The 22757-nt window shown below is 62.6% G+C and carries 21 protein-coding genes; 15 read left to right on the plus strand and 6 right to left on the minus strand.

The window, feature by feature from the left end; translation table 11 throughout:
- Positions 1–21 precede the first annotated feature (21 nt).
- The 5 genes from GM909_RS07435 to GM909_RS07455 are packed head-to-tail and all read right to left on the minus strand — an operon-like array spanning position 22 to position 4356.
- Positions 22–942 carry a LysR family transcriptional regulator gene (locus GM909_RS07435; RefSeq protein WP_157015583.1) on the minus strand — a complete coding sequence of 307 codons (921 nt, stop codon included), beginning with the start codon at positions 940–942 and terminating at the stop codon, positions 22–24.
- Entirely contained in the window at positions 942–2741 is a 1800-nt protein-coding gene (locus GM909_RS07440; protein ID WP_157015584.1) for an adenine deaminase C-terminal domain-containing protein, read from the minus strand. The genes GM909_RS07435 and GM909_RS07440 overlap by 1 nt, the downstream gene beginning before the upstream one ends.
- A 12-nt stretch (positions 2742–2753) precedes the next feature.
- Complete coding sequence (locus GM909_RS07445) at positions 2754–3383, minus strand: glutathione S-transferase family protein (RefSeq protein ID WP_157015585.1); 630 nt, start codon at positions 3381–3383, stop codon at positions 2754–2756.
- Positions 3380–4078 (minus strand): Rieske (2Fe-2S) protein, encoded by a 699-nt coding sequence (locus GM909_RS07450; RefSeq protein ID WP_157015586.1) that lies wholly within the window; start codon positions 4076–4078, stop codon positions 3380–3382. The genes GM909_RS07445 and GM909_RS07450 overlap by 4 nt, the downstream gene beginning before the upstream one ends.
- Positions 4075–4356 (minus strand): acylphosphatase, encoded by a 282-nt coding sequence (locus GM909_RS07455; RefSeq protein ID WP_198174162.1) that lies wholly within the window; start codon positions 4354–4356, stop codon positions 4075–4077. The genes GM909_RS07450 and GM909_RS07455 overlap by 4 nt, the downstream gene beginning before the upstream one ends.
- A 483-nt stretch (positions 4357–4839) precedes the next feature.
- On the opposite strand from GM909_RS07455, the gene GM909_RS07460 reads away from it, so the two are divergent.
- The 10 genes from GM909_RS07460 to GM909_RS07505 all read left to right on the plus strand — a co-directional run bounded on the left by GM909_RS07460 (position 4840) and on the right by GM909_RS07505 (position 16710).
- Positions 4840–5961, plus strand: coding sequence for a BMP family ABC transporter substrate-binding protein (locus tag GM909_RS07460; protein WP_157015587.1), 1122 nt, complete (start codon positions 4840–4842; stop codon positions 5959–5961).
- 89 nt (positions 5962–6050) lie between these two features.
- Positions 6051–7625 (plus strand): ABC transporter ATP-binding protein, encoded by a 1575-nt coding sequence (locus GM909_RS07465; RefSeq protein ID WP_157015588.1) that lies wholly within the window; start codon positions 6051–6053, stop codon positions 7623–7625.
- Positions 7625–8677, plus strand: coding sequence for an ABC transporter permease (locus tag GM909_RS07470; protein ID WP_157015589.1), 1053 nt, complete (start codon positions 7625–7627; stop codon positions 8675–8677). The genes GM909_RS07465 and GM909_RS07470 overlap by 1 nt, the downstream gene beginning before the upstream one ends.
- Before the next feature lie 13 nt (positions 8678–8690).
- Positions 8691–9626 (plus strand): ABC transporter permease, encoded by a 936-nt coding sequence (locus GM909_RS07475; RefSeq protein WP_157015590.1) that lies wholly within the window; start codon positions 8691–8693, stop codon positions 9624–9626.
- Positions 9627–9630: 4 nt separating this feature from the next.
- Positions 9631–11031, plus strand: coding sequence for an 8-oxoguanine deaminase (locus GM909_RS07480; protein ID WP_157015591.1), 1401 nt, complete (start codon positions 9631–9633; stop codon positions 11029–11031).
- Between the two features lie 39 nt (positions 11032–11070).
- Complete coding sequence (locus GM909_RS07485) at positions 11071–11928, plus strand: aromatic ring-hydroxylating dioxygenase subunit alpha (RefSeq protein WP_407941257.1); 858 nt, start codon at positions 11071–11073, stop codon at positions 11926–11928.
- Positions 11928–13283: an amidohydrolase family protein gene (locus GM909_RS07490; protein ID WP_235911726.1), complete on the plus strand. Its 1356-nt coding sequence runs from the start codon at positions 11928–11930 to the stop codon at positions 13281–13283. The genes GM909_RS07485 and GM909_RS07490 overlap by 1 nt, the downstream gene beginning before the upstream one ends.
- 13 nt (positions 13284–13296) lie before the next feature.
- Positions 13297–14673: a guanine deaminase gene (guaD, locus tag GM909_RS07495; RefSeq protein WP_235911728.1), complete on the plus strand. Its 1377-nt coding sequence runs from the start codon at positions 13297–13299 to the stop codon at positions 14671–14673.
- 12 nt (positions 14674–14685) lie between these two features.
- The gene (add, locus tag GM909_RS07500) at positions 14686–15717 is read left to right on the plus strand and encodes an adenosine deaminase (RefSeq protein ID WP_157015593.1); all 1032 of its coding nucleotides are present in this window, start codon (positions 14686–14688) and stop codon (positions 15715–15717) included.
- 30 nt (positions 15718–15747) lie between these two features.
- Positions 15748–16710: an isopenicillin N synthase family dioxygenase gene (locus tag GM909_RS07505; RefSeq protein WP_157015594.1), complete on the plus strand. Its 963-nt coding sequence runs from the start codon at positions 15748–15750 to the stop codon at positions 16708–16710.
- A 63-nt stretch (positions 16711–16773) separates the two neighbouring features.
- Here the strand turns inward: GM909_RS07505 and GM909_RS07510 are convergent, their stop codons facing one another.
- Complete coding sequence (locus tag GM909_RS07510) at positions 16774–17262, minus strand: nucleoside deaminase (protein WP_157015595.1); 489 nt, start codon at positions 17260–17262, stop codon at positions 16774–16776.
- Between the two features lie 399 nt (positions 17263–17661).
- Between GM909_RS07510 and GM909_RS07515 the strand changes: the two genes are divergently transcribed.
- The 5 genes from GM909_RS07515 to GM909_RS07535 all read left to right on the plus strand — a co-directional run bounded on the left by GM909_RS07515 (position 17662) and on the right by GM909_RS07535 (position 22726).
- Positions 17662–18654 (plus strand): ABC transporter substrate-binding protein, encoded by a 993-nt coding sequence (locus GM909_RS07515; protein ID WP_157015596.1) that lies wholly within the window; start codon positions 17662–17664, stop codon positions 18652–18654.
- On the plus strand, positions 18654–19433 hold the full coding sequence (locus GM909_RS07520) for an ABC transporter ATP-binding protein (RefSeq protein WP_157015597.1): 780 nt from the start codon (positions 18654–18656) through the stop codon (positions 19431–19433). The genes GM909_RS07515 and GM909_RS07520 overlap by 1 nt, the downstream gene beginning before the upstream one ends.
- Entirely contained in the window at positions 19384–20226 is an 843-nt protein-coding gene (locus GM909_RS07525) for an ABC transporter permease (protein ID WP_157015598.1), read from the plus strand. Before GM909_RS07520 ends, GM909_RS07525 begins: the two co-directional genes overlap by 50 nt.
- On the plus strand, positions 20223–21617 hold the full coding sequence (locus tag GM909_RS07530) for an amidohydrolase family protein (RefSeq protein WP_157015599.1): 1395 nt from the start codon (positions 20223–20225) through the stop codon (positions 21615–21617). Before GM909_RS07525 ends, GM909_RS07530 begins: the two co-directional genes overlap by 4 nt.
- 113 nt (positions 21618–21730) lie before the next feature.
- On the plus strand, positions 21731–22726 hold the full coding sequence (locus tag GM909_RS07535; RefSeq protein ID WP_157015600.1) for an isopenicillin N synthase family dioxygenase: 996 nt from the start codon (positions 21731–21733) through the stop codon (positions 22724–22726).
- Positions 22727–22757 lie beyond the last annotated feature (31 nt).

The following is a 22757-nucleotide window of genomic DNA, read 5'->3' on the forward strand; positions in this document are numbered from 1 at the left end:
CAACTGCGTCCTGGCGGCGGGTTACGCCTTCAGTTGTTCGAAGCGTTGTGAAAGGCTCGTGGCGAATGCCGATGCGGCCTCGGAGATTTCACCTTTGGAGCGCGACATCAGCATCAGGCGGCGGGGCTGAAGTTTTGGATCGCGCAGCGGGATGAAGCGCAGCTCTCCGCTTCTCGTTTCCCTCTCGACGCCGACCCTCGTTTGCAGGATGCTGCCCTGTCCGCGCTTGGCCAGATCGATCATCAGGCCAATTGAATTGGTGCGGGCACGCCGCAGAATCTCGACCATCGATCCGGCGAACAGCTCATCGACCGACATGGCAAGCGACAGGCTGGTGTCGGATAGGATGATGCGTTCTCCCGATATTTCGAACGGTCGCAGTTCCTCGCGCTCGGCAAGGTGGCTGTCGGGCGGAACGATGACGCCGAGCGGTACGGCGATGGAGGCGAGGCGGCGGGCATTTCGCGGCACGCGCACGTCGAACGCGATCGCCAGGTCGCAACTTCCCTCGCTGACCGCATTGACCGCCTCTTGGGAACTTGTCACCTTCGTGTCCACTGTTATCTCAGGGTGGCGTTGCCAGAATTCCTCGAGCGCATCGGGCAGAATACCGCGCGCGACGCTCTCGATGACGGCCACAGTCACGGTGCCGCGACGCAATCCGCTCAGATCGTTGATCTCGGTAACGGCGCGGTTGAGGTCCACATAGCTTTCGCGCACATGGTAAAGCAGCAACTCGCCGGCGCTGGTCAGCCGCAACCGCTGGCGCACCCGTTCGAACAACGGCGTGTCCAGCTCTTCCTCCAGTTGCTTGATCACGCGACTGATGGACGAGGGAGCGACATTCAACGCTTTGGAAGCCTGCCGGATCGAGCCGAGACGCGCGACAAGCTGGAAATAATGCGCCCTGGTTGCGATCAGCCCGAGCCGATAGGGATCCATCAGACGGTCTCTAGAAACGGTACGGTTTCCATCTCCGGCACAAGGACCAGGCCCTTGTCGGTTATCCTGATCTCGGGAATGACCGACAGCGGGATCAGGTTGAAGCCCATATAGGGGATCGTGCAGCCGGCCTTTTCCCACTCCACCTTCAGCGCCTTGACCTCTTCTGCAACCTCATGGACCCGTTTGTCGGACAGCAGTCCGGCGACCGGCAGGGCGACCATCGCGGTAACCTTGCAGTCCATGACGATGCAGACGCCCCCCTGGTTTTGCGCGATGGCGTCGAGCGCCACGCGCATGTCGGCCTCGTTGGTGCCGGCGATGATGACGTTGTGGCTGTCATGGCCGACCGAAGAGGCAACGGCGCCACGCTTCAGGTTGAAATTGCTCAGCAGGCCGTGTGCCACATTGCCTGCCGATTTGCCGTGTCGTTCGACGACGGTCACGAAACACAGACCGTGACGGTCGAAATGATCCTGCCAGTCATTGGCCGGTTCGAGCACGATCTTCTCGTGTGGCAGGGTGATGCCGGGAAGTTCGGTGCGGATCGCGTGGGCGAGGACCTTTTGCGTCGGCAGGTCGGGAACGAGCTTGACCTCTTGCGGCAGCTTCACCGTTGAATAGGCTGCGGCCGGGTAGCGATAGGGCTCCGACAGGGCCGCGTCGAGAATCGGTGTTATCTTGCGGTCCTCGACGACAAGTTCACCGCCGTACCAGGTGTTTACCGGTTTCAGGTCGTCGTCGAGCAGCACCAGGTCGGCACGACGACCGCCGCCGAGCCCGCCGATCTCTTCGCCCATGCCGAAGCGTGTCGCGCCGTGCAGCGAACCCATCGACCAGGCCTGCTCGGGCTTCATGCCGGCGCGGATCGCCTCGCGGGTCACCCAGTCGAGGCCGAACACCAGCAGGTCGTCGGCGTCGCGATCGTCGGTGCAAACCGCGATGCGTTTGTGCGACGCGCCCAGTTCGGTGATCGTCTTGATTGCTTCGGGCAGGCTGTGCCAGGGCGTAGTCGGCGGGCCGCCGCGCAGGAACAGCCAGATGCCCGCCTCAAGCAGATCGTCGGCAATTTCGCGATCGATCGCCTCATGCGTATCGGTTACGCCGGCGGCGGCATAGGCTGCGACGAATTCCCTCCCGTAGACGTGACCGGAGACGGGGCGTCCGCGCTCCAGTGCCGCCGCGATGATGGCGTGGCTGCGCTCGTCGCCCATCGCGACAGGCACGAAGTCCATCTTTTCGCCAAGCGCCACGGCTTCCGGCCACTTGTCGAACAATGCGGCGATCTTTTCCGGCGTCAGATCGCCGCCGGCCGTTTCCAGTTCGGGCGATGTCGCCGGCACGGTGCTGGGCACGGTGAGGAAGATCGAAAGCGGCGCCTGGCGGGCATCTTCGAGCATTGCCTCGACGCCCGCGACATCCATGACGTTGCCGATCTCGTGGCTGTCACAAAAGATCGTCGTGGTGCCGTTGAGCAACGCCGCTTCGGCGTAGGCGCAGGCCGTGACCATGGACGACTCGATGTGAATGTGCGGGTCGACGAGCCCGGGTGCGAGGATGGCGCCGGCGGCGTCATAACGAGGCGATGCGCCTTTGTAGGTCCCGGCGGACTTCATCGCGGCGATGCGTCCGCCGGAAATCCAGATCTCCCTTCCGTCCAGGATCCGTTCCGAATAGGTGGACAGGGCCCGGGCGCCGGTAATGACCAGATCCGGCTCGCTGCGGCCCGATGCGACGTCGGCAAGCCGCCGGGTCATGGTGGACAGCGCAGCGACGGAAAAGCGGTTGATCTTTCGCATGATGGGTCTTTCTCAGTGATAGTCGGGAATACCTGGCATGGTGATGAAGCCGTCGAGCTTTCTGATCGCGCGCGCCCAGCGCCGCAGGGCGGGGAAGTGATCGTGGTCGATGTTGTAATCGCGGCTGAGCGCAAACGACGGGAAAAGCGCGATGTCGGCGATTGTCGGCTGCGGACCGGCAAAATAGTCAAGCCCTTCGAAATGCTGGCGCGTCATGTGATCGTCCATGATGCGCAATGCGTCGCGGGCCGCCGTGCGCAGGGCTTCGATGTCGCCGGGCGCGTCCATCATGGCGGTGGCGCGGGCATGGACTGCGGCATCGAGTTCGCGTGTCGAGAATGTGAGCCACATCATGACACGACCGAACGATGCCGGGTCGTCGGGAAGGAAGCGGCGATCCGGATCGCGACGCGCGAGGAAGGACAGTATCGCTTCTGCTTCATGAAGAACGAAGTCGTCCTGCTTGAGGATCGGCAGGGTGCCTGACGGGCTCATGGCGCGCATCGGCGCGGACAGGTTTTCGCGACCCGGGAAGACGTCGACCGCCACCTGACCGACCTCGGCGCCGAGACAGGAAAGGAGCAGGCGGACCTTGTAGCAATTTTCGTCGAGATCGTAGTTGTAGAGTGTCAGCGCGCTCATGCCGCGATCTCCCTGATAGCGGCTTTCCGGGCGAAAGATTCGGCGTCGCGGCGAAGCTCCTCGGCCCAAAGCGCGAGCGGCTTCATCTGCGCGGCGTCCAATTCCTCCATGGCGACGATGTGAAGTGCCGACTCCTTGTCGGCGACGGGTTGGACACAGGCGATCAGGGTGTTGCCGCCGAGCCTGACCTCCAGAATCCGATCGTCGATCGTCGAAACGTCCGGCGTGAGGCCCTCGACATCGAGCAAACCGACACGCTCGACCAGCAACGGCGCCGGGCAATCGGCGAAAATACTCCTCAGTGCGGCGGCCGCGACCGGCAGTTTCGGCGCCGGCGGCGCATCGTCGTCCTCCTCGCTGAAACAGCCCCAGATGACGCCGCCCGCCTCGGCGACGGAAAACCGCGGCACCTTGATGGTCTTTGGCACGGTCAGATCTGGATGTGCGGGAATGTAGCGGCACTGGCCCGCCGTATCGTATTGCCAGCCGTGATAGAGGCAGGCGATATGATCGCCGCGCACGAAGCCGAAGCTCAACTTCATGCCACGATGCGGGCAGCGGTCTTCCCAGACATGGGCCCCACCCTTGTCGTCGCGCCAGATCACGAATTCGCTTCCATGCACGCGTGTGCCGGTGGAGGTTCCCGGCGCGATGTCGCGGCTGAGCGCCAGCGGATACCAGCCTCGAAAACTCATTGTCCCATCCCCTCGTTTCTGGATTCAAGAAGCGCCTCGGGCGCCGGCTCCCGCTCGACGTCGAGCACGATGCAATCATTCGGGCCAAGGCTGCATGCCATGTCGAAGGCGTCGACAAGGTCCGGCTGGCCACCCACGGCGAGGGCGACCTGACCGTTGTCTGACGTCAGAACTGCCAGGGGCAGATCGAGCCTGGTGGCGCGATGGCGGGCGAAGGCGATGAAACTGTCGGCGTCGAGCCTGCCGCTGAACTTGAATATGACGCTCTCGCGATTCACGCCTTCTCCTTCCGGCACCAAAATGCTGCCGCCCGTTTTGAAGGCCTATGCACATAAAATGAGCACGGCTCCATAATTGGGCAAATCTATCGTCCTGCGTTGATAGTGCTGATTTTTTTGGCGAGTCAAGTGTTGTGATCAATGCATCATCATGGTCGGCAAGTTCGCACTATTCAGAACAACCCAATTTTGGAACGGTCCCTTCTGATTGTTGGAAGCAAACCGGCGGATTGGGCGAAACGCCCCCTATTCGACGAGCATCGTTTCGGTTCGGGCCGATCTCACCCATGACTTGTGCGGCAATGGTGGAGCCGATCTGGGTGCCTGCAGCATACCCGCCGAGCGTCAGGGTCGAGCGGTTGCGGCTGATCAGTCAACTGGCACGGATCATGCTCCGTTTGTCCTGGCGATCATTCGGCCCGGCGCCGGCTGTCATCCATTCGGCCGCCATACGGGTGCATCGGAGAAGAAGGGGAACTGAATATGTACAACATTCGAAATCTCTCGCGGCGCGGTTTTCTCAACTTGAGCGCTGCGGCGGGGACATCTCTGCTTCTGCCGCAGGGATTGATCAAGCCGGCGCGTGCGGCTGAGCCCCTTCCGGCGATCGCCGAGGAAGAGGCCGTCATCGGTTTCGGTCACGTCGGCCCGATCACCGACGAGGGCTGGACATGGGCGCACCATCAGGGCCTGCTGGCCGTCAAGGAGGCCTATCCGAAACTCGCCAATATCCTCGAAGTCGAGAACGTGCCCTATTCGGCCGACGCGACGCGCACCTATCGGCAGTTCGTCTCCGAAGGCGCCAACATGATCTTCGATACGTCCTCGACCGGCGATTTCCTGCACCAGGTCGTCAAGCGCGCTCCCGAGGTGGCGTTCATGGAGTGCAATGGCCATCTGGGGATGGACAATCTCGGCTGGTACTACCTGGCTCACTGGTATCCCACCTATGTGATCGGTGTCGCCGCAGGTTATCTTTCGAAGACCGGCAAGCTCGGCTATGTCGCATCCTTCCCGGTCGCGTCCGTTTATGCATCGACCAACGCGTTCCTGATGGGCGCGCGCACGGTCAATCCCGAAGCGACGTTGCAGACCATTGTCATCAACTCCTGGTTCGACCCGCAGGCCGCTACCCAGGCCGGAACGGCCCTGATCGACAACGGCTGCGACTTCCTGTTCGGCATCATGGACGAGGCCGGCTACCTCCAGGTTGCCGAAAAGCGCGGCGTCTGGGCTGCGATGTGGAACACCGACATTCGCCGATACGGCCCGAATTCCTATGTTTCCTCGGTCATCATCGACTTCAAGGATTTCTACGTCGATCAGGTCGGCAAGCGTCTGGCAGGCACCTGGACGCCGGGCGAATATCTGTTCCCGATGGGTGGCGGTGTCGACCGCGATACATGGGGCCAGAACGTGCCCAAGGAAGTCGGCAAGGCAGCAGACGAGGTGCGTCAGAAGATCGTCGATGGCTGGTCGCCCTTCGTCGGCGAACTGAAGGACAAGGACGGAAAGGTTCGTGTCGAGGAGGGCCAGAAAATGACGGAGATGGAACTCTACAACTGGGACTGGTCGGTCGACGGCGTGACCGGTCTCGAAGGCTGAACTGGCGCGGACAATTGCCGGGCGGCGCAGCCTGCTGCCCGGCTTCCCGCAATCTCCCACCGCGATGATCTGGTGTCACTGACGTGCTGATGAAAGAAACCGAAAACAGGTTCGTTCCCCCAGCCGGGGCCGCGCCGATCATCCAGTTGCAGGGGGTAGCCAAGTATTTCCCTGGCGTCGTCGCCAATGAGGATGTCGATCTGGAGGTCATGCCGGGCGAAATCCACGCCTTGCTGGGTGAGAACGGGGCCGGCAAATCCACCCTGATGAACATCCTTACCGGCATCTACCAGGCGGATGCGGGCGAAATCATCATCGACGGCTATCAGCGCACCTTTGCGACGCCCTTGCAGGCGATCGGTGCCGGAATCGGTATGGTGCACCAGCATTTCAAGCTGGTTCAGGCCTTCACGGTGGCGGAGAACATCCATCTTGGCTGGAGCGATACGCCGAGGCGCGCGTCGGCTGCAGTGCTTGAGGGCCGCACGGCCGAACTGGCAGAAAAATTCAATCTGCAGGTTCGGCCCGGTGCCGTCGTCAGCGATCTTTCGACTGGCGAGCAGCAACGTGTCGAGATCCTGCGGGTCCTGGCGCGCCAGGCCCGACTTCTCATTCTCGATGAGCCGACCGCGGTGCTGACGCCTGCCGAGGCACGCGAACTGTTCCTTGCGCTGCGCGAATTCGTCTCCGGCGGCAACGCGGTCATCTTCATCAGCCACAAGCTTGACGAGGTGATGGAGATTTCCGATCGCATCTCGATCCTGCGCGGCGGCCGCAAGATCGCCACCAAACAGACCGCGGAATGCGATCCGCACATGCTGGCCAATCTGATGGTAGGCCGCGAGATCGTGCTGGCCGACATGCGCACGCGGGCCCCGGGAGCGGCGCCCGTCTCCAGGGAGCCCGTCCTCGTCCTCGACAAGGTCAGTGTCGTCGACGGCGGGGGAGGGCGCCTCCTCGACGAGGTTAGCCTCGAGCTTCGCGCCGGCGAAATACTCGGCATCGCAGGCGTTGCCGGCAATGGCCAGCGCGAGCTCAGCCAGGTCCTGACCGGTGTGCGTCGGGCATCGTCTGGCCAGGTCGTCGTTGGAGGAGAGACGCTGAACGGTGCCAATGCAGCGGACTTTGCGGCGCTCGGCATCGGCCACATTCCCGAGGATCGTCTGAACAGCGGCCTCGCGCCGGCGATGAGCATTACCGTGAACGCCGTGATGCGCGAATATGCGCGGCCGCCGGTCTCCTCCGGTGGGGGCTACAATCCCCGTGCCGCGCAGTTGCTGGCGGTGGACATAGCCAGGGCGGCCGACGTGGCGATCCCCGATTTCGGCATGCCCGTGCGCAATCTGTCGGGCGGGAACCAGCAACGGCTCGTGGCAAGGCGCGAAATGCGCATTGCCGACAAGGTGCTCGTCGCCGCCTATCCGAGCCGCGGGCTCGATGTCGGCGCGATCAACACCATGCTGCGCTATATCGTCGAATTGCGCGACGCCGGCGCCGGTGTCGTGCTGATCTCGGAGGAACTGGAGGAATTGCTCAATCTCTCCGATCGCATCGCGGTGTTCTACGAAGGCAGGATCATGGGCATCGTCCAGAACGACAATCCCGACATCGAGGAAATCGGTCTGCTGATGGGCGGGCGAAAGAAGAAGAAGGCGGCCGCTTGATGCAACTCGGTTCCTTGCGCCTGCAGCGACTTCCCTCGGCACACCCCGGCATCGCCTTTGCGGCCCGTGCGGCAGCCATTCTGATTGCGCTGCTCGTTGCCGGCGTCGGCGTCGCGATTAGCGGCATGAATCCGTTCGAACTTGGCGGACGCGTGATTTCGGCTTCATTCGGATCCAGCTTCGGCATTGAGGACCTGTGCGTTCTGGTCATACCGTTGATCCTTACGGGGCTCGCCGTGGCGGTCGGCCAACAGATCGGCATCTGGAACATCGGCGCCGAAGGCCAGTTCTATGCAGGCGCCTTCGCCGCCTCGGCGGTGGGGCTGTTCGTACCGGGTCCGCAATGGATGGTACTCATCTTGATGTTCGGCGCCGGCTTTGTCGGCGGCATGGTCTGGATCCTGGTGCCGACGCTGGCGCGGGCCTATGCCAACGTCAACGAACTGATCACGACGCTGCTGCTCAACTTTGTCGCCACCCTGCTCGTCTATTATGTGTCGACAGGGCCGTGGCGCGACCGCAGCGGCATGGCGAACTCGGCCACGCCGCCGCTATCCGCCGAGGTGCCGTCCTTCTGGGGCATCGTGCATTGGGGCTTTCCGATCGCGATAGGGCTGGCGATCCTGGTCGCCGCGGCGCTCGCCTATTCCAGATGGGGATATGAAGTCCGCCTCGTCGGCTCCAATCCGTCGGCGGCAAGATATGTCGGCATTCCGGTGCGCAAGCACCTGATCACGGTGATGCTCCTGTCGGGCGGCATTGCCGGACTCGCGGGCATGTTGGAGATCGCCGGCACGGTGCATCGCCTGCAGGGCGGAATTTCGAACAGCTTCGGCTATCTCGGCATCATGGTCGCGGTGCTGGCACGCGGATCGCCGATCGGTGTGATCTTTTCCGGCGCCTTGATGGCCTTCATCCTGAATTCGGGGATCATTTTGCAGACACAGGGCCTGACGACCTCGGTCGTCCTCGCGATCACTGGATTCATCCTGTTCCTGACGGCAATCGGCGACGAGTTGTCCTACTACCGCGTAACGCGCGAAAGGGCTTGAGGTTACATATTCGATGGATGTGCTGACGGGACTTTTGACGACTGCATTTCTGGCTGGCGGTGTGCTCGCGCTGGCCGCACTCGGCGAGGTGCTCGCCGAGAGGGTAGGGGTGGTCAATCTTGGGGTCGAAGGATTGATGGCGCTGGGCGCGGTGACGGGCATTGCCACCGTTACCGCCGTGCCGTCGCCCATGCTGGGCTTCCTCGCCGCACTTGCCGTGGGCGCGCTGTTCGGCATGGTCTTCGCCCTCGCAACCGTGTTCTTGCGGGCCAACCAGGTCCTGTGCGGTCTGGCGCTGACCCTCACCGGCACCGGCCTGGCGGCAACGATCGGGCGCAACTATTCGGGCATGCCGGCGCCGGTCACGTTCGAGCCGGTGCAAGTTCCGCTGCTCAGCAGCATTCCGATCATCGGGCCGGCCTTCTTTTCGCAGAATATCCTCGTCTACCTGATCTACCTCGTCCTGCCGATCTTCTTCAGCTACCTGATGTTTTCCACCCGGCACGGGCTCAACATGCGCGCAGTCGGGGAGAACCCGGCCGCCGCCGATGCGGCCGGCATTCCGGTCAACCTGTTCCGCTTTTCATACGTGACGATCGGTTCGGCACTGGGAGCCGGGGCGGGCGCCTATCTCACGCTCGCCTTCGTCCCCTCCTGGTCGGACGGGGTCGTCGCAGGGCGCGGCTGGATCGCGGTGGCGCTGGTGATCTTCGCCGGATACCGCCCGATCATGGCGACGCTGTCAGGGCTGCTATTCGGTCTCATCACGGCGCTCGGCTTTATCGGCCAGGCGCGCGGCTGGCCGGTGGCGCCGGCCTTCCTCTCCATGCTGCCCTATCTCGGCACAGTCGCATTCATCATCGTGCCTGTGCTGGCGTGGCAGAAGATGCGCCGCGCCATGGCCGCGCCGGCTGCACTTGCGCAACCCTATTTCAGAGACATGCGCTAGAACCATGACATCACTTCTGATCAAGAACATCGCCCATCTGGCGACTTTCGACGACGAGCAACGCGAGATCGGTGATGGCTCCATTCTTGTGCGCGACAATGTGATCGAGGCCGTCGGCACGACGGCGGAACTGGCGGACCGAGAGGCCGACCGGGTGCTCGATCTCTCGGGTCACGTGGTCATGCCGGGGATGGTGAACACACACCATCACATGTACCAGAATCTCACCCGGGTCATGGTTCAGGACGACGAGCTGTTTGTCTGGCTGAAGACGCTCTATCCGATCTGGGCCAAACTGGATGACGACGCCATCGGCGTCTCGGCGCGTGTGTCCATGGCCGAACTCATCATGTCGGGCTGCACGACCAGCTCCGACCATCTCTATGTCATGCCGACCAATGCGCGCCTGGACACGACGATCGAAGCAGCGCGCGAGATCGGCCTGCGGTTCCATGCGGCGCGTGGTGCCATGTCGCGCGGTGAGAGCAAGGGCGGACTGCCGCCCGACAATTGCGTTGAGGACGAGGCGTTCATCCTGAAGGACGCGGAGCGGCTGATCCATACCTATCACGACATGGACCGCCACGCGATGAACCGTATCATCCTTGCGCCCTGCTCACCCTTTTCGGTCACGCCGGAACTGATGCGCGACGCCGCCGCGTTGGCACGCAGCCGGAAGGGGGTAAGGCTCCATTCCCATATCGCCGAGGTGCTGGACGAGGAAGTCTATTGCAACGAGATCTACGGCATGCGCTCGGTCGGATTTGCCGAATCCGTCGGCTGGCTTGGCGACGATGTCTGGTTCGCCCACGCGATCTTTCTGAATGATGACGAGATCCGGCTGTTTGCCGAAAGCGGAACCGGTGCGACCTACTGCCCGTCGGCCCATATGCGCTGCGGCCTGGGGATCATGCGGGTCCGCGAAATGCTGGATGCGGGCGTGAACGTTGGGCTCGGCGTCGACGGATCAGCCTCCAACGACACTTCGAACATGTTCCTCGAGGCGCGCCTCGGTCAGTTCCTTCAGCGCGTTGCGCCGGCGCGCTATCTTTCCGCGACGCCGGGAGGGCGCGGCGGTTTCGGCGGCACACCGACGGCACTGTCGGCGCGCGAGACGCTGACCATGGCGACACGCGGCGGCGCGGCATTGCTCGGCCGCGACGATATCGGCTGTCTGGCGCCGGGCATGAGCGCAGATTTCATCGCCGTGCGCATGGAACAACTCGGCCTTTCAGGTGCGGAGCGCGATCCGCTTGCCGCACTGATTCTGTGCGGTCCCTTCAAGGTCGATCATTCCTTCATCAACGGCGTGCACGTCATTTCAGACGGCTCTTTCACCACGTTCGACATCGAAGCGACGCTGGCCGACCATCGAGCAACGATGAAGCGGATCTATGATGCGTAATGGAAAAGGCAATGACCGGGAAACGGGAAGGACGCGATGATGACCGGCACCGTTGAAAAGGCTGCACTCGATCACTGGTACTGCATCGGATGCGCCGCGGACCTGCCCGTCGGGTGCAGCGCGACGCGTCTGTTGGGGTCCGACCTGTCGGTGGTGAAAGACGACGACGAAACCGTGACGGTCGTGCTCGATGAAGATGAGCGGCTGCTCCCGATCAAGCTGCGCTTCGGCTATGTCTGGACCACGCTCGGCGAACCCGAACGCGACGTGGTGCCGATCCCGGAGGCGGACGAGCCCGATCGCCGCTACGTGGCCTGCGGCGCAGTGACGGTGAAGGCGTCCGGCCTGCGCATCGTCGAGAATTTTCTCGACATGGCGCATTTTCCCTTCGTGCATACGGATATCCTGGGGTCCGAGGCGCACACCGAGGTCGAGCACTACGACTGCGAAATTCGCCGCGACGTCGACGAGGTGTGGGCGACGAACTGCAAGTTCATTCAGCCGAAGGCGGCACTGTCGTCCGAGGGCGCGATCATGACGGACTACATCTACCGTGTTGCGACGCCCTTCGTCACATTGCTCTACAAGACGTGCCCGAACGCCGACGATCGCTGGGACGTGATCTGCCTGTTCGTCCAGCCCATGGACGAAGACCTTTGCCGCGCACATCCGCTGATGCTGCTGATTGACGAGGCCACGCCGCTTTCGGACTTGATCGCATTCCAGCTCGACATCTTCCTGCAGGATCGCATCATCCTGGAGAACCAGCGACCCCGCCTGCTGCCGCTCGAGGCGCGCGCTGAAATCCCGACGCGGGCCGATGCTTCCTCCATCGCCTATCGGCGCTGGCTGAAGGAAAAGGGTTTGAAGTACGGGACCACGCTGGCCGGCGTCTGATGTCAGGGATAGCACATCCGGCGGAGCCAGCCCCGGCAGATATTGTCATCGTCAACGCGACGATCCTGCCGATGGGCGGCAATTCACCCGTCGAAGACGGTGTCGTGACGATCTCCGGCGACAAGATCATGGCACTCGGTGAGGCTGGCGAGGTCGATGCGTCGCAGGCGGTGCGCGTGATCGATGCTGCAGGCCGCGTCGTCATGCCAGGCTTCGTCAACGCCCATACCCACATAGCCTCCAACATGCTGCTGCGCGGTTTGCTGGAAGACGTCCAGTTGTTCGAGTGGCTTCAGACCATGTGGAAGATGAAGCGCAATTTCGACCCCGAGACGCTTTACTGGGCGAGCCTTGCGGGCCTGGTCGAAATGCTGAAGGCCGGCATCACGACCTTCAACGAGCATTTCGACGCCTATGCGGTGACGCCGCAGCTCGAGGCGCTCAGGAAGGTGCCGTTGCGCGCCACCCTCGGTTACGGTTTCGCCGACCGTGGCGTCTACGCTTCCATAAGTGACTGGTCCTGGAAGGCGCTCGATACGTTCGGCGACCGCGTCGCCGCCCATCATCGCAGCGGCAATGACCGCATACATCTGGGATTGTCTCCGCATGCGCCATACTCGTGCGGGGCAGAACTCTTCAAACGCGTCCGCGAGGTCGCCGATGCTTACGGGTTGGTGATCCACACCCATCTGGCGGAAGCGCCGCAGGAACAGGCCTACGTGAGGGATCACTATGGCACGACGCCGGTAAAGTGGTTGCACGACCTGGGCTTTCTCAAGAGCGACGTGACCGCCGCTCATTGCACGCAACTCGATGACGACGACATCCGTATTCTCGCGGAAACCGGAACCCGCATCGCCCACTGCCCATGCTGCAATGCCAAGCTCAATTCGGGTACGCTGCGGCTGCGCTGCCTGTGCGAGGCGGGCATCACCGTGGGACTGGGAACCGACGGTCCCGCCAGCCACAACAGCCTGGACATGTTCCAGGAGATGAAGTTTGCCGGCATGATCCACAAGGACAAGACGGGAGATGTCGAATTCCTGAAGACGCGCGCATTGCTGGAACTGGCGACCAGCGGTGCTGCCGAGGCGATGAACCGTTCCGAAACCGGACGGCTTGCTCCGGGAATGAAGGCAGACATCATCATCGTGGATATCGACACCATCCATGCCTCGCCGGTCTATGATGTGGCCGCAGCCCTGGTCTATTCGGCAAAGGCCGAGGATGTCAGGACCGTTATTGTCGACGGTCAGGTGCTGATGGAGGAGCGCAGCTTGCCTGGCATCGACGAGGATGAAATTCGGGTTCGCTTCCGTGAAGCGGCGTTCGCGCTGCGCGATCGCAGCCTGTGAAACGAGGTCGTAGGTGGAAAGCGTAAGAAACAGGACCGTCTTGGCCTCGGGTTTTCATGCGCCCGCGCTCGGCGAAGCGGAACGTCTGGACGACATACTGATCCGCGTCGGTCGGGACGGCGTGATAGCGGATGTCGTGCGGCCGGGTGATGGGCCCTATGCCGCCGCGCTGGAAGGTGCCCGCGAGGACGGCACGCTGGTCGACCTGCCGAACGGCACATTCATCCTGCCCGGGTTTGTCGATCTGCACATTCACGCGCCGCAATATCCCCAACTCGGCAATGCGCTCGACGTTCCGCTCGAAGTCTGGCTGCAGAAATACACATTTCCGATCGAGGCGCGCTATGCCGATACGGCCTTTGCGCGACGCGCTTACGCACTGCTCGTCGACGACCTGATCGGCTGCGGCACCACGACCGCCGTCTACTACGGCACGATCCACGACGAGGCCAACCGGCTGCTGGCCGATATCTGTATCGAAAAGGGCCAACGGGCACTCATCGGCAAGGTGGCGATGGACGAGCCGTCCAACTGCCCGGACTATTATCGCGACAAGAGTGTCGCGGAAGCGGTCGCCGGCACGAGCGGATTGATCGAGCACATTCGCAACCATCCGGACAATCGCGAAAAGCGTGTGTTACCGGTTGTCACGCCGCGCTTCATCCCGTCCTGCACGGATGATCTTCTGTCAGAACTCGGCAGCCTCGCGGCGGCCCATGATTGCCACGTCCAGACCCATTGTTCGGAGAGCGATTGGGAGCACGCCTTCGTCCGCGAACGCCACGCCATGAGCGATACTGAAAGTCTCGACCGGTTCGGATTGCTGAGAGCCGGAAGCGTGCTTGCGCACGGCGTCTTCCTTTCGGCATCCGACATGGAGCGTATCCGCCTGCGCGAGGCCGCCGTCGCACACTGTCCGCTTTCGAATGCCTATTTCGGTGGCGCCGTCTTCCCGCTCAGGGCCGCGCTGGCAAAGGGCGTGCGGGTTGGCCTCGGGACGGACATATCCGGCGGGCCGGCGCCAGCCATGTTCGATGCGATGCGCGACGCGGTCATGGCGTCACGGATGCTGGAATCGGGTGTCGACCCGGCTGCCGCGCCCGTCGAGCGGTCCAAGAACGCGGGTGCCCGGATCGATTTTCGCGAAGCCTTCCATCTTGCCACCGCCGGTGGCGGAGCCGCGCTCGGGCTGCCGATCGGTGTATTCGCGCCGGGCTATCATTTCGACGCCGTACTGATCGACCCCTCGGCGCCGCTTGGAATGTTGCGCTTGTGGCCCGACCTGCATGAAGGTGACCAGGCGCTGCAGAAAATCGTCTACACGGCAAGTCGTCCCAACATCACCGGCGTCTGGGTCGGCGGCGAGACGATTTCCCAGATCCAGCCATAGGACAGGGGACGGATGAAGACGAGCGAGCTGATACGAAAGCTGCCCAAGGCGGAAATCCACATACACCTGGAAGGGGCGATCCTGCCGGGTACGGCAATGGAACTGGCACGCAAGAATGGCGTCGCCCTGCCGGAATGCGAGCGGGTCGGAGATCTCTACGACTACGCCGACCTCATGGAGTTTCTGGCCGTCTACGGTGCGATCGCCGACAGTATCGTGACGATCGACGACTTCCGCCGCATCACCTATGAAATGCTGCAGTCGGCGGCTGCGAACGGTTGCCGCTATATGGAGTTCTTCATCAGCCCTCATGCTCACGAGGGCGTGCCGTTCGCCCGGCAGTTCGAGGGTATTCGCAGAGGAATGCTGGACGCGGAGACGGAATTCGGCATCGTCTCGCGGATCATTCCGGGCATGAACCGCGAGCTCGGGCCGGAGGCCGGCGAAGAGTATCTCGATGAAATCCTTGCCAACAGGGGCGACGATGTCATCGGTCTCGGGCTGGACTACAACGAGGCGCCATATCCGCCCGAGCCCTTTACGGCGGTGTTCGCGCGGGCAGCTGGGAACGGACTGCGCCTGACCGCGCATGCAGGCGAATCCGGCCCGGCCGCATTCATTGCAGGTTCGCTCGACACTCTGAAGGTCGAGCGTGTCGATCACGGCTACAACGTCGTCAACGACCCGGCGCTCGTCGCGCGGTGCCGGGACGACGGCATCGGGTTCACTTGCTGCCCCTCAACCACGAAATACACCACCACATGGCGCGATCTGGCCGCACCGGATCATCCGATCCGGAAAATGAAAGAGGCGGGGCTCGCGGTCACCATCAATTCCGACGATCCGCCAATGTTCTCGACCGATCTGAGCGCGGAATTCATGATCGCGCATGAGGCACTCGGCTTTTCATTTGCCGATCTCAAAAAGGCGATCCTGACGAGCCTCGAAGTCGCCTGGATCGACGACAGCACCCGTCGGCAATGGCTGACCGATTGGTCGGTGGAAATCGACGCGATCATGGGCACGGCGGACCGGGCCGGCTGACCGCTATCGAACGAAAGGTTGGAGATGACAATGATCGACACGATACCCGTCATAGACTTGAAGCCGCTCTTCGAAGGCGGCGCGGATGGCCGCCGGCAGGTCGCAGAGGAGATCGGCAAGGCCTGCCGCGGCATCGGATTCTTCTATCTTGCGGGTCATGGCATCCCCGCCAGCATGCGCGAGAATGTCTTTGCCATGGCGAAAACCTTCTTCGAAAGCCCGGAGGCGGTGAAGAAGACCGCGCTCTATTCGGCCGCGAGCGGCAATCGTGGCTACATTCCGATGAAGGGCGAGGCCCTAGATCCGACCAAGGCGCCGGATCTGAAAGAAGCGTTCAACATCGGTCTGGATCTGGCGCCGGACGATCCGGAAATTCTGTCGGGACAGAAGTTCCGGTCGCTGAACCTCTGGCCCGATGTGCCGGACTTCAAGGAGACGATGCTCGGCTATTTCGATGCGGTCTGGCATCTCGGACGGACGCTTCACACCGCCTTTGCCAACGAACTCGGCATTGTGACGGATTTCTTCGACGACAAGCTCGACCGGCCGCTGGCAACACTGCGGTTGCTGCACTATCCGGCACGACCGGCACAGTTGGACGAAGGGCAGCTTGGGGCGGGTGAACACACCGATTACGGTTGCGTCACGCTCCTTGCGACAGATGAGGTCGGCGGGCTTGAAATACGCACCCGTGACGGCCGCTGGCTGTCCGCGCCGTTCATTCCCGACACTTTTGTCTGCAACATCGGCGATTGCCTGATGCGCTGGACCAATGACACCTATGTCTCCACGCCGCACCGCGTGGTGAGCCCGGCCGGGCGCGAGCGCTATTCGATCGCGTTCTTCCTCGATCCCAATCCCGATGCCGTCGTGGAGTGTTTGCCAGGTTGCGCGACCGAGGATAATCCGGCGAAATATCCACCGATCCGCGGCGACGACTACCTGATGAGCCGGCTCAATCCGACATACGAGAAGGCGGGTCTGTTGGAGTAGTTCCGGTCGCGCACATTTTCGCTCAAGGTGGCACAAGAGGCGTAAATTGGCGCGCCGGGTCATTTACCCAGGAAGCCAGAATCCCTCGTGCACTGCGGCGCTTTCCTCGGACAGGAGCGGTCCAACCACTTCGACCAGCCGCTGCCCGGCAGAGAACACATCGCGGCACGGCAGGTCCATCGTCAGATTCTCCGGATCGGGACCTATGAGCTCTTTCAGCGCCTTCTCGCTCATACCGTGAACCACACGACCGACGCCGGCCCAGTAGACGGAGCCCGCGCACATCGCGCAGGGTTCGGCGCTCGTGTACATTGTGCAGGTCGCAAGGAATGCTGGATCGTATTTCAGCGATGCCTCGGTCATGAGGTTGCGCTCGGCATGCCCTGTGCGGTCGCCTTTGGTGCCACAGGTGTTCATTGCCTCCAGCAGGATCTGACCATCGGGCCCGGCGAGAAGTGCGGCAAAGGGATGATCGCCGCGGGCTCGCGACTCTGCGGCAAGGTCGATCGTGTGCCGGATGAGTTCGAGGTCCCGGTCGTGTGAAATCGACATTCTTGTTCCCCTTACTGCTTTGATGTTTCGGAGTTAGCGCGATGGTGCGTGATACACAAGTCTCAGTTCGCATAAATTGGAGGCATATTTTTATATGCCTAGTTTTTGATCACACTATGGCGGATCGCCGGGCATTCGTCATGGAGCGGGGGGCGCCATTGGCGTGAAATCGCGCCGCACCAAAATGGCATGAGATGTGCATGACCGACTCGTAGAGTAGAAGCGGTCAGGGCGCCCGGCCCGGGACATTGCTCGGCAAAAAACGATCCAGGAACACCAACGGGACGTCCGATGCCGACTTCGAACTCTGCAACGCGACACATCGCAAGAATATCAGCCGGCACGGCGCGGAATGCGCCGTTGCGGCGGCAACAGGTCATTCAGACAGGGAACATTCAGATGCTGAAACAGTTCGCCAAGTCCTTCCTCGGCGGCACGGTCCTCTTCGCAGGCCTTGCAGTCGCCAACGCCGCCGACAAGGTGGTCTTCCAACTCGATTGGCTGCCTGGCGGCGACAAGGCCGCAATCTATGTATGCATCCAGAAGGGCTTCTGCCCGGATGCCGGCCTCGATGTCACCATCGAAGGCGCGCGCGGCTCTTCAGAAGCGATCACCAAGCTTTCAACCGGTGTATCCGACATCGGTTCGGCAGGCATCGGCGCCGTGATGTCGGCGACGGTCTCAGAGAACGCGCCTGTGACCGCGGTCATGTCCTTGTTCAACAATGGGCCTCACGCCTTCTATGCGGTCAAGGGCACTATGGAGACCATCGCGGATGTGAAGGGCAAGGCGGTCGCAACTTCGCCCTTCACCGAATCGAATATCTACCTGCCGCTGGTGCTCAGCGATATCGGCATGTCTGATGGCGATATCACCCTCAACAAGGTCGATCCCGGCGCGCTCGGGCCGATGCTGATGACAGGTGCGACCGATGTCATCATCGCCTGGATGACCGACGTGACCCGCTACACCAACCAGGCCGAGAAAGCAGGCAAGGAACTGGTCATCCTGCCCTGGTCCGACGCCGGCCTCGAACTCTACTCCGCTTCCATCGTTGCCTCCGACAGGTTTCTCGAGGGGCGTCCAGAGGTCGCCCGCCGCTTCCTGGCTGCCTACAAGCAGTCGCTCCAATTCGCCCGTGACAACCCTTCCGAGGCGGCCCAGGCAGTCGTCGCGATGGTGCCGGAGCTCGATGCTGAGAATGTCGAGGGCCAGGTCAAGGACATGCTGGCGCTCGTCTTCAACGAGGACACCGAGCGCGACGGGTTGGGCGCCATCACCGCGGAGCGTCTCCAGGCAACATGGGAGCGCGTCTCCGCAGCGCAAGGCGTCGATGCATCGAAGCTCGATCCTGAGTCCATCGTCGACCGCTCCTTCACGCCGGAGAGCTGATGGGCAAAGCTGCACAATCCGCTATCCGCTTCTCCAATGTCGGGCAGGTGTTTCGGACGCAATCCGGAACGCTGGAGGCATTGCGTGGCGTGGACCTGACAATCGAGCGCCACGAATTCGTGGCGGTCCTGGGGCCCTCCGGTTGTGGCAAGTCCACTCTCCTGCGGCTTACCGCCGGCCTGCTCACTCCGACCTCCGGTAAAGTCGAGGTCTTCGGCCTTTCCGTGGCCGAGCCGCGCGACGATATCGGCATCGTCTTCCAGAAGCCCACCCTGCTTCCCTGGGCGAGCGCCGAGGACAATGTGGTCTTCCCATTGCGCCACAAGGCCGGGCGCGTGAATGCCGGCGACCGCGAAAAGGCGCGCCAAATCCTCGCCAGGATGGGGCTTGCCGGTTTCGAGAAGCGACTGCCCTCGGAATTGTCGGGCGGCATGCAGCAGCGCGTCGGCATAGCCCGGGCGCTTTTCATGGACCCCGACATCCTGCTGATGGACGAACCGTTTTCCGCACTCGATGCGCTCACCCGCGACGAGATGGGCTTCGAACTCCTGCACATCTGGGAAGCGCGGCCCAAGACGGTGATGTTCATCACGCATTCGATCTCCGAGGCGGTGCTTTTGGCCGACCGCGTGCTGGTCATGAGCGAGCGGCCCGGCCGCATCATCGAAAATCTGACGATCGATCTGCCGCGCCCGCGCGGTTTCGAGACCACGAACAACAAGGTCATGCATGACTATGTCTCACATCTCCGGAGCCTCCTCCTCAAGCGCGCCGCCTGAGCAGCGCGACCGGCGCCAGGTCATGGTCAGGCTCGCGCGTGCGCCGGGTCTGCTCCCGCTGGTGACGTTAGTGTCGATCCTGATCGTGTGGGAAGTCTCTTGCCAGGTTTTCGCCATCCCGTCATTCGTGCTTCCCTCTCCGACGCGCATACTGGGCGGCTTCGGGGCAATTCCCTTTCCGCGCTGGCTCGACCACATCTGGTCGACGCTGAGGGTGGCGCTGATCGGCTATGTCGTGTCCATCGTCATCGCGATACCGACCGCGGTAATGTTGACACGTTCGGAAATGCTGTCGCGGGCGCTCTATCCCATCCTCGTCGTCATCCAGGCTACCCCGGTCGTGGCGGTGGCGCCGGTCATCATCGTGGCGCTGGGCTCCGGCGACCTGCCGCGCGTCGTGATCACCTTCCTGATCACCTTTTTCCCGCTCGTCGTCTCGACGACCACCGGGCTGCTGGCGACGCCGCCCGAACTCATCGAACTGTCGCGCAGCCTGCGTGCCCCGGCGATCCGCGAGATGACGCAGATCCGACTGCCGTTCGCGATCCCCTACGTCTTCTCGGCGCTGAAGATATCGATCACGCTCGCCGTCATCGGCGCCGTGGTTGCCGAGTTCGTCGCCGCCGACAAGGGCATCGGCTACTACATCCAGTTTTCCACCTCCATGTTCCAGGTCCAGCAGGCGTGGGCCGGACTCGTCGTGCTCGTCGCGATCTCCCTGGCCCTGTTCCAGCTTGTCGCGGCGGCGCAGCGCATCTGGTTTCCCTGGAGCATTCCCTCGGAGCGTTCATGACCGATTTTCTCATCACGGGCGCGGTGGGCATCCTCACCGGACTGGACGGTCCTGCTGCAAGGGCGCGGGGATCGATCCGGATCAGGCAGGGGCGCATCGCCGAAATCGGTGAATTGAAGCCGCTGCCGGGTGAACGCATCGTCGATGCCTCCAATGCGGTGGTGACGCCGGGCCTCGTCAACACCCACCATCATCTCTTCCAGAGCGTGTTGAAGGCAGTGCCCGAAGGCATGAACGTGGCCCTCGCGTCCTGGCTGCGGCAAGTGCCCTACACGTACTGGGATCGGCTGGACGAGGAGGCGCTGCGGGTTTCGGCGCGGATCGGGTTGGCGGAACTTGCGCTGTCGGGCGCCACCACGGTGGCCGACCACCATTATTTCTATTCGCCGCGCTACGCCTACGATCCGGGCGACGTACTGTTCGAAACCGCTCGCGACTTCGGTGTCCGCTTCGTACTCGGGCGGGGAGGGGCGACCAAGGGCAGGAAGTTCGACGGTGACGAAGTCGCACCTCTGCCGACCGAAACGCTGGCTGCAATGATCGATGCCGTCACCGCGACAGCCAAGCGGTGGCACGACAGCGCCGAGGACACGCTTCGGCAGGTCGCCTTCGCTCCGACCACGCCGACCTTCTCGCTGGAACTCGGCGAGCTTGCAGAATTGCGTGCCGCCCAGAAAGCCTCCGGTCTCAGGTTGCATTCGCATCTGTCGGAGAACGTGGACTACGTCACCTATACGCTGAGCAATTACGGCAAGCGTCCGGTCGACTGGCTGGCCGATCACGACTGGCTTGGTCGCGATGTCTGGTTTGCACATCTGGTGGAATGCGCGCCCGAAGAGCTGAAGCTGTTGGCCGAGACAGGGACGGCGATGGCGCATTGTCCGCAGGCCAATTCGCGCCTCGGCTCCGGCATTGCGCCGGCCAGCCAGCTTCATGAGATGGGCGGCGTGGTCTCGCTTGCGGTCGACGGGGCTGCCGCCAACGAAGCCGCCGACATGGTGTCGGCAATGTATGCGGCCTTTTCGATCCACCGTGCCGCGCATGGTGTGACGGCCACCACCGCCGAAACCGTCCTGGGCTGGGCGACGGCCGGCGGTGCCAAGGCGCTTGGGCTCGACGCCATCGGGACCTTGGAGATCGGCAAGCTCGCCGACATCGCCATATTCGATCTCACTGGGCCGCGTTACCTGGGCCAGCACGACCGCGCCATCGGGCCCATCATCTCCGGTGGGGAAGCGCGCGTGCGTCACAGCTTCGTTGCCGGGCGGCCGGTGGTCGAGAACTACGTTCTTCCGTGGCTGGACATGGAGCAGCTGGCTGCAGATGCCGTGCGCGTGGTCGAGCGGATCGCCAGAACAGAAGCAAAGGAGAAGCTGCGGGCCACGGCCTGAGGGAGCGCCCGTCCCTGACAGATTGCCTGGAGTATAAGCGGTCAACGCCACTGGCGCGGGACATTGCTCCTTATCCCGAATGCGGCCACGCGCCGCAAGAAATGGAGTAAGCAATGCAAACGGCAAGCAAGGACTACGGCCTCGCCGAACTCAACAAGGAAGCCACATTCGGCGGCATGGGCGGCGTCAAGGATCGCGAAGTCCCGCAGATCGACCTCAGTGATTTCGAGAAGCGCAAGGCCGACATCGCAGACCAGTTGTGGGACGCTTCGACCCGGATCGGGTTCTTCCAACTGATCAATCATGGCATCCCGCAGGCGCAGATCGACGAGGCATTCGAGTATACGGCGCGCTTCTTCGATCTCGCCCATGATGTGAAGGCGCAGTATCCGCTCGAAAAGGGCACGAATTCCGGCTGGGAATACAAGGCGCAGGTGCGCCCTTCGACCGGCACGGCCGACAACAAGGAAAGCTACCAGATAACGCTGCCGCGCATGGCAATGCTCTGGCCGACCGGAGACGAACTGCCCGGCTTCAAGGCCGTGATGCTCGCCTTCGAGCGCGCCAATTGGGCGCTCGGCATGAAGGTCTTGTCGTGCTTTGCCATGAGGCTCGGCTTCAAGCCGGACTTCTTCACCGAGGCGCATGATCCGATGTCGCCGGAATATCAGAGCACGCTTCGCCTGCTGCATTACCTGCCGATGGTGAACGCGAAGCCCGATGATTTCACCGGCTGGCGTGCCGGTGCGCACACCGATTTCGATTGCCTGACATTGCTGCACCAGAAGCCGGGGCAGGGCGGTCTGCAATTGTGTCCGGGCAAGGAAGCGACGGGTGGCGATTTGGAGTGGACGGACGTGCAGCCGCTCCCGGGCGTCGTGACATGCAACATTGGCGATATGCTGATGCGCTGGAGCGACGACCAGCTGCAGTCCACGCTGCACCGGGTGCGTATGCCGCGCGCGGACGAATATCTCGGTTCGCGCTATTCGTTGCCCTTCTTCTGCCAGGCCAACAGGGACGCGATCATTCAGGGTCCGAACAAGAAATACGAGCCGATCAGCGCCGCTGACTATCTCTATCAGCGGGTGACGGCCAACAGCCTGTAAGGGCAGCCAACATAGAATGAAAGACGGGCGG

The sequence above is a fragment of the Mesorhizobium xinjiangense genome (assembly GCF_009749525.1).
Classification (GTDB): Bacteria; Pseudomonadota; Alphaproteobacteria; order Rhizobiales; family Rhizobiaceae; genus Mangrovimarina; species Mangrovimarina xinjiangensis.

Bases quoted from the DNA above. Each gene is read 5' to 3' on its own strand.
- GM909_RS07435 (WP_157015583.1), bottom strand. From the start codon at position 942: ATGGATCCCTATCGGCTCGGGCTGATCGCAACCAGGGCGCATTATTTC.
- GM909_RS07440 (WP_157015584.1), bottom strand. From the start codon at position 2,741: ATGCGAAAGATCAACCGCTTTTCCGTCGCTGCGCTGTCCACCATGACC.
- GM909_RS07445 (WP_157015585.1), bottom strand. From the start codon at position 3,383: ATGAGCGCGCTGACACTCTACAACTACGATCTCGACGAAAATTGCTAC.
- GM909_RS07450 (WP_157015586.1), bottom strand. From the start codon at position 4,078: ATGAGTTTTCGAGGCTGGTATCCGCTGGCGCTCAGCCGCGACATCGCG.
- GM909_RS07460 (WP_157015587.1), top strand. From the start codon at position 4,840: ATGTACAACATTCGAAATCTCTCGCGGCGCGGTTTTCTCAACTTGAGC.
- GM909_RS07465 (WP_157015588.1), top strand. From the start codon at position 6,051: ATGAAAGAAACCGAAAACAGGTTCGTTCCCCCAGCCGGGGCCGCGCCG.
- GM909_RS07470 (WP_157015589.1), top strand. From the start codon at position 7,625: ATGCAACTCGGTTCCTTGCGCCTGCAGCGACTTCCCTCGGCACACCCC.
- GM909_RS07475 (WP_157015590.1), top strand. From the start codon at position 8,691: ATGGATGTGCTGACGGGACTTTTGACGACTGCATTTCTGGCTGGCGGT.
- GM909_RS07480 (WP_157015591.1), top strand. From the start codon at position 9,631: ATGACATCACTTCTGATCAAGAACATCGCCCATCTGGCGACTTTCGAC.
- GM909_RS07485 (WP_407941257.1), top strand. From the start codon at position 11,071: ATGACCGGCACCGTTGAAAAGGCTGCACTCGATCACTGGTACTGCATC.
- GM909_RS07490 (WP_235911726.1), top strand. From the start codon at position 11,928: ATGTCAGGGATAGCACATCCGGCGGAGCCAGCCCCGGCAGATATTGTC.
- add (WP_157015593.1), top strand. From the start codon at position 14,686: ATGAAGACGAGCGAGCTGATACGAAAGCTGCCCAAGGCGGAAATCCAC.
- GM909_RS07505 (WP_157015594.1), top strand. From the start codon at position 15,748: ATGATCGACACGATACCCGTCATAGACTTGAAGCCGCTCTTCGAAGGC.
- GM909_RS07510 (WP_157015595.1), bottom strand. From the start codon at position 17,262: ATGTCGATTTCACACGACCGGGACCTCGAACTCATCCGGCACACGATC.
- GM909_RS07515 (WP_157015596.1), top strand. From the start codon at position 17,662: ATGCTGAAACAGTTCGCCAAGTCCTTCCTCGGCGGCACGGTCCTCTTC.
- GM909_RS07520 (WP_157015597.1), top strand. From the start codon at position 18,654: ATGGGCAAAGCTGCACAATCCGCTATCCGCTTCTCCAATGTCGGGCAG.
- GM909_RS07525 (WP_157015598.1), top strand. From the start codon at position 19,384: ATGACTATGTCTCACATCTCCGGAGCCTCCTCCTCAAGCGCGCCGCCT.
- GM909_RS07530 (WP_157015599.1), top strand. From the start codon at position 20,223: ATGACCGATTTTCTCATCACGGGCGCGGTGGGCATCCTCACCGGACTG.
- GM909_RS07535 (WP_157015600.1), top strand. From the start codon at position 21,731: ATGCAAACGGCAAGCAAGGACTACGGCCTCGCCGAACTCAACAAGGAA.